The 5,005-nt window shown below is 57.0% G+C and carries 4 protein-coding genes; 1 reads left to right on the top strand and 3 read right to left on the bottom strand.

Annotation, left to right across the window (positions count from 1 at the left end; genetic code table 11):
• The coding region (locus ACNKID_RS10320; protein WP_417913349.1) for an LON peptidase substrate-binding domain-containing protein at positions 1–1,258 on the bottom strand (1,258 nt) is incomplete at its 3' end.
• A gap of 638 nt (positions 1,259–1,896) precedes the next feature.
• Positions 1,897–2,337, bottom strand: coding sequence for a type II toxin-antitoxin system VapC family toxin (locus tag ACNKID_RS10315; protein WP_417913348.1), 441 nt, complete (start codon positions 2,335–2,337; stop codon positions 1,897–1,899).
• A 3-nt stretch (positions 2,338–2,340) separates the two neighbouring features.
• Here ACNKID_RS10315 and ACNKID_RS10310 point away from each other — a divergent pair, with 3 nt between their 5' ends.
• Complete coding sequence (locus ACNKID_RS10310) at positions 2,341–2,535, top strand: hypothetical protein (protein ID WP_417913347.1); 195 nt, start codon at positions 2,341–2,343, stop codon at positions 2,533–2,535.
• A 283-nt stretch (positions 2,536–2,818) separates the two neighbouring features.
• On the opposite strand, the gene ACNKID_RS10305 is transcribed toward ACNKID_RS10310, so the two are convergent.
• Complete coding sequence (locus ACNKID_RS10305; RefSeq protein ID WP_417913346.1) at positions 2,819–4,867, bottom strand: SUMF1/EgtB/PvdO family nonheme iron enzyme; 2,049 nt, start codon at positions 4,865–4,867, stop codon at positions 2,819–2,821.
• Between the last annotated feature and the right edge of the window lie 138 nt (positions 4,868–5,005).

The raw sequence follows: 5,005 nt of genomic DNA, 5'->3' as shown, positions 1-5,005 counted from the left end.
CATCCAAACAGAAGACCGGGTTGATCACCTCGGCCCGCTGCATGGCGTGAATGATTTTGCCTGGCATGGCCCCGATGTAGGTTCGGCGGTGTCCGCGAATCTCCGCCTCGTCGCGCATCCCGCCAAGCGAGATGCGGACGAATTTCCGGTTCATGGCTTTGGCGATGGACTTGCAGATGGAGGTCTTGCCCACGCCTGGAGGCCCGACAAGACAGATGATCGGCCCCCGGATTTTCTCCACCTGTGCCTGCACGGCCAGATATTCAAGGATGCGCTCTTTGGTCTTTTTCAGGCCGTGGTGATCTTGATCGAGAATCTGCTCGGCTTCCTCAATGTCAATCTTGGTCTCGCTCTTCTCTGTCCACGGCAGGCTGATGAGGACATCCAGATAATTGCGCACCACCGTGCTTTCAGCGGACATCGGCGGCATGGCCTTGAGCTTGGCCAGTTCTTTCAGAGCCTTTTCCCGCGCCGCCTCCGGCATGTTTTTTTTCTCCAAGGCCGCCTGCAATTCGCTGTGGTCATCCGGGACATGGCCCATCTCCTGCTGGATTTCCTTGACCTTCTCGCCGAGATAGTAGTTGCGCTGATTGTCGGCCAGCCGCTTGCGCACCTTGGTCTCAATGGATTTCTCCAGCTCGTCCAGCTCAATTTCCCGATACAGCAGCTCAATCAGGCGGCGGAGGCGGTCCGGCAGGGCGATGGTCTCCAGCAGTTCCTGCTTCACCCCGGACGGCAGCTGGACATGAGCGCAGAGCAGGTCTGCCAGCCGGGCCGGGTTTTCCATCACCGCCGCAACCTTAGTAATCTCAGACGGAATCTTCTGGCGGCTGATCTTGATGTAATCGGCAAAGGCGCGGCGCAGCTCGCGGCTGTAGGCGGGCAGGTCGGGATGCTCGGCCTCTGTGTCAGGCTGTTCCGACAGATCAGCGCGGAGAAAGTCGCTGCACTCGATGTAGGCCGCAACCTCTGCCCGGCGTTTGCCTTCCACCAACGCCTTGATGGTGCCGTCAGGCAGGCGGAGCAGCTGAATGACCGTGGCCAGCACCCCGCAGCGGTGGAGGTCGGCAGCCTGCGGATCGTCCACGCCAGCTTCCTTCTGCGCGACGAGAAAAATCAGCGAGTGCTGCTCCATCGCGTGCTCCAAGGCCCGGACGGAATTTTTGCGGCCAACAACCAAGGGCGCGATCATGCCGGGAAAAAGAACCATGTCCCGAAGCGGCATGACCGGATAACGAACCAGATTGAATTCAGACATATCTCTTTCAGAAAAATCAGTTAGGAGCGGCCTTCTCACGCACTGGCTCCGCGCAGAACAGCGGAAAAAGGAAAACCCGCCTGCATAGGTTGTCAGGAATATTCATTCCTTGAAAAGTTTATCTCAAACGAGCGCATCCTGCTGCGCAACGTCTCACAGCAGCTCTCATGGGTTTTTAAATGCTGCCTGCAAAGGTTTGTCGGCAGCATTTGCTCGTTGAAAAGCTCCCAACAGACGTGTGAATGCTGCTTGGCAACGTCCAAAAGCAGGTTTTACAGGTTTAAATCCTGCCTGTAAACGTCTGCCAGCAGCATTTGCTCGTTAAAAAGCTCCAAACAGACGTGTGAATGCTGTTTGGCAACGTCCAAAAGCAGGTTTTACAGGTTTAAATCCTGCCTGCAAACGTCTGCCAGCAGCATTTGCTCGTTGAAAAGCTTCTGGCAAACATCCAGTAGGAGCTTTCAGACATGCAAAAGCTCCTACTGGATGTTTGCCAGGAGGTTTTGTTCGTCCGCAGACAGCTTTTGCACGTCCAAAACCTCCTGGCGAACATCCACAGGCGGCTTCTGCTCCTTCATCTGGCGCAGCTGCTCAAGGCAATGCTGCTCGCGCAGAAGAAAGACAACCTGGCAGCAGGTCTAACGCTCCTGCTGATCAGCGGCAATCCGCAGCACATCAACGCCAAAGAACTGCGCTGCTTGGGCAAGCTGGATATCAGCGGTGAGCAAGGTCAAATGGGCCGTGCAGCTTGCCGCCAGATGAAGTCCGTCAAGGGTACGCAGCGGCGTACTGAATTGTGCAATCCATCCAGCAGCCATTGTATAGTGATGCTCCTCAATTTCCAGAATTCGATACAGGTTTTCCTTGAAGAGATGCTGCTCAAACTGGCGGATGATCTTCTTGCCCTCTTCCCGCGCCATGCCCTCCCGAATTTTTCTGGACACAGCCGAGATCAGTTCAAGCCGAGTAAGAAGACTGACCGCTGGTCGCTCCACAGATAAAATGATCTCTTCCGCTGCATCGCTGAGAGGCTCCGGGCAATAATACGCAGCCAAGACGCTTGTGTCTATGTAGAACATTCAATGCCGCTCCTCATCCCGTCCGGCAAGGACAGCGGCACTGAGTCCCTGCTTTGGGGCGGCGATTGTCTGGCGAAATTCCTTCAAACTCGGCAGGCGGCCCGCTTTTTGCGGCGGCACAAGGCAGGCAACCTCCTTGCCGTGTTTCGTCAGCAGGATGTCTTGGCCACGCTCAACCTACCGGAGCAGATGGCCTAATGTTGCTCTGGCCTTTTTCACGTTCACTTCCAGCATGATTTATCCGTTGTTTGTTGAGGATTCATCGCGCTCATCCACAGGCTGCTTCTGCTCCTTCATGTTGCGCAGCTGTTCAAGGCAAGACAGCTCCTCTATCTGAAGCATCAACCATTGATTCCAACCTATGGCATTCCGAGGGCCAGCGAGAAGTCTCGCCCGCGTGGGAATCTCGCTGGGATTTCTCGCTGCGCTCGAAATGACGGACTCAGCCACCTGATCCAAAAGTGTGCTTGCAGGCCGCGCTTCAGCGTTGAGCTGGCTGCAAGGAAAGGGCAACGCGGAAGCCCAAGTCGAGGAAGCGGTAGTCTGGCGCAAACCCATCGCGGTTCGCTGCGCACGCGACATCGGGCGAGTAGCCCCAGCTACCGCCGCGAATCACGCGGCCCGATCCACTGTCAGGGCCTGTCGGATTGTCCTTAGGACTGACAGCGTAATAATCAGCATCGTGCCAGTCCGCGCACCACTCCCTGACATTGCCGTGCATGTCATGCAAGCCCCAAGCATTAGCGTTCTTTTCGCCCACCGGATGGGTTTTGCAGCCAGAGTTCTTCTTGTACCAAGCATAGTCCTCAAGCTGCGCCTCATCATCCCCGAAACACCAAGCTGACTCAGTTCCTGCCCGGCAGGCATATTCCCACTTAGCCTCGGTGGGCAGGCGATACGGCTGCCCGGTTTCTTGGCTCAACCACTGGCAATAGGCAGCTGCATCATGCCAGTTCACATTGATCACTGGCCGCTGGCCTCGGCCCCAACCCTTGTCTTCTGGCTTTTCCCGGCCTGTCGCCTCACAGAATAGATCATACTCGGCAAAGGTCACTGGATAGCGGCCAATGGCAAAGCTGTCCAGCTCCACCTCATGCACCGGTCGTTCAAATTTTGTCCCTTTTCCCTGAATATCTCCCATGCGGAAACGACCACCGGGTAATAGAAGCATCTCTGGCCCTGCATTGCCTCTGACCTGATGTCTTAAAGGGAAAGGTGAGATGTACCGCAAGTCAAGCTGATCAGCGTGGCTCATTATCCCGGCAGCAAGATCAATAAAGCGCACGAGCTGATCCGTGGCCCGCAGCGGTGTTTGTTCAGCGAGCTGCTTATGCACTATGCCCCAAGCCAAGAGGAACTCCTGCACCGTATAATGACTGAAACGGAAGGCCCTATCAGAATTACGGTTGAGCAAAGATCGTCCGCCCAGCTCGAAGTGCTCCAGCCAACGAATGTTCGCGTCCGCACGGATGAGCTGCTTCAGTTCCTCCTCCGAGATGACCCGCGTTTCCTGCCGCTGCATCCGCTCCGCAATCCGCAGACAGGCCAGAAAGAGTTCCTTGCGTTCAGGCACCTGCTTCCCTTGATGCTGTTCCAGCAGCTTGCGCACCTCCCGGTCAAGCCATTCCTCCAGCAGGGCTTCGTACACCGTGTAGGCGTTCCAGTCCTGGCGGCAGTCCTTGGCCAGCAGCTTGTCAATATGCTGGAGGAGCATGGGCCGCATCCGCAAATCCTGCATGTGCTTGAGCAGACAGTTTGCCTTGGCCCGCTCCTTCCTGATCCGCCCTGCTTGGAGCAGCAGACGATGATGCCAGCGCAGAGGCAGCTTGCGCTCAATGAAGTCCTGCACTTGGGCATCCGTGAAAGGGGAAAGATACAGCACCGGGCAGTGATAGCCGGACAGCACTCTGATTTCCGGGCGGCCAAAGCGGTCTGGCTCCATCTCCGGGAAGAACTGGGTGCGGCTGGAGATGAGCACCCGGCGGAAATCCTCGCTGGCTTGCAGCAGCTCCAGCAGGCGGTCGCGGATGCGCTTCCACGCCTTCGGGTCTTCATCCAAGGCATCGAGCAGCAGGACGGTCTCGCCCTTGTTCGGCAGAGCCTGCACCCGCTCCAAGGTGTCATTGCCCAGCTTGAACAGGGCGCAGCTATGCCCTTTGGGCCAGAAGCTGGTCAGGTGCATGAGCTTGATCATGAGCAGCAGCGAGGTCTTGCCCATCCCGGCATCAGAGAGGATGAACATCTGGTGGCGGCCATCCTTTTCCAAGGGCAGACCGCCCTGAAAGAACTCGTTGATCCGCTCAAAGGCAGGCTGCCGGGCCGCAGAGAGCAGATCGTCTTGCTGCACATCCGCCGGGTTGCGGTCTTGCAGGAACGGCTCGATGTAGAGGCCGCGCAGGGTTTCAGGATCAACGAACTCGTCCCGCAGACGGCCAAGCTCCTGCTTCCGCTCGCCGGTGAGCTGGGCAAGCTGCTTCCACAGCGGCTTGAGCCAGGCCGCTTTGACAAAGCTCAGAACTTCTAAGGCCATGCTTCCCTCCTTCTTCAGATGATTGCATGGCCTGAAACAACAAGTTCCGTCATGGCTGATGTGCTCCTGCTGGAAGTAGTCTCCTCAGGCCGTCTTCCGCCGCTTTTCGTCACGGGTCACAGCAGGCTGCTCGCCTTT

Origin of the sequence: Candidatus Electronema sp. TJ (genome assembly GCF_048287355.1) — a bacterium.
Classification (GTDB): domain Bacteria; phylum Desulfobacterota; class Desulfobulbia; order Desulfobulbales; family Desulfobulbaceae; genus Electronema.
Note: the sequence above shows the minus strand (reverse complement) of the source record. Positions and strands in the feature narration are given on the sequence as shown.

Bases quoted from the DNA above. Each gene is read 5' to 3' on its own strand.
- ACNKID_RS10305 (WP_417913346.1), bottom strand. From the start codon at position 4,867: ATGGCCTTAGAAGTTCTGAGCTTTGTCAAAGCGGCCTGGCTCAAGCCG.
- ACNKID_RS10315 (WP_417913348.1), bottom strand. From the start codon at position 2,337: ATGTTCTACATAGACACAAGCGTCTTGGCTGCGTATTATTGCCCGGAG.
- ACNKID_RS10310 (WP_417913347.1), top strand. From the start codon at position 2,341: ATGCCGCTCCTCATCCCGTCCGGCAAGGACAGCGGCACTGAGTCCCTG.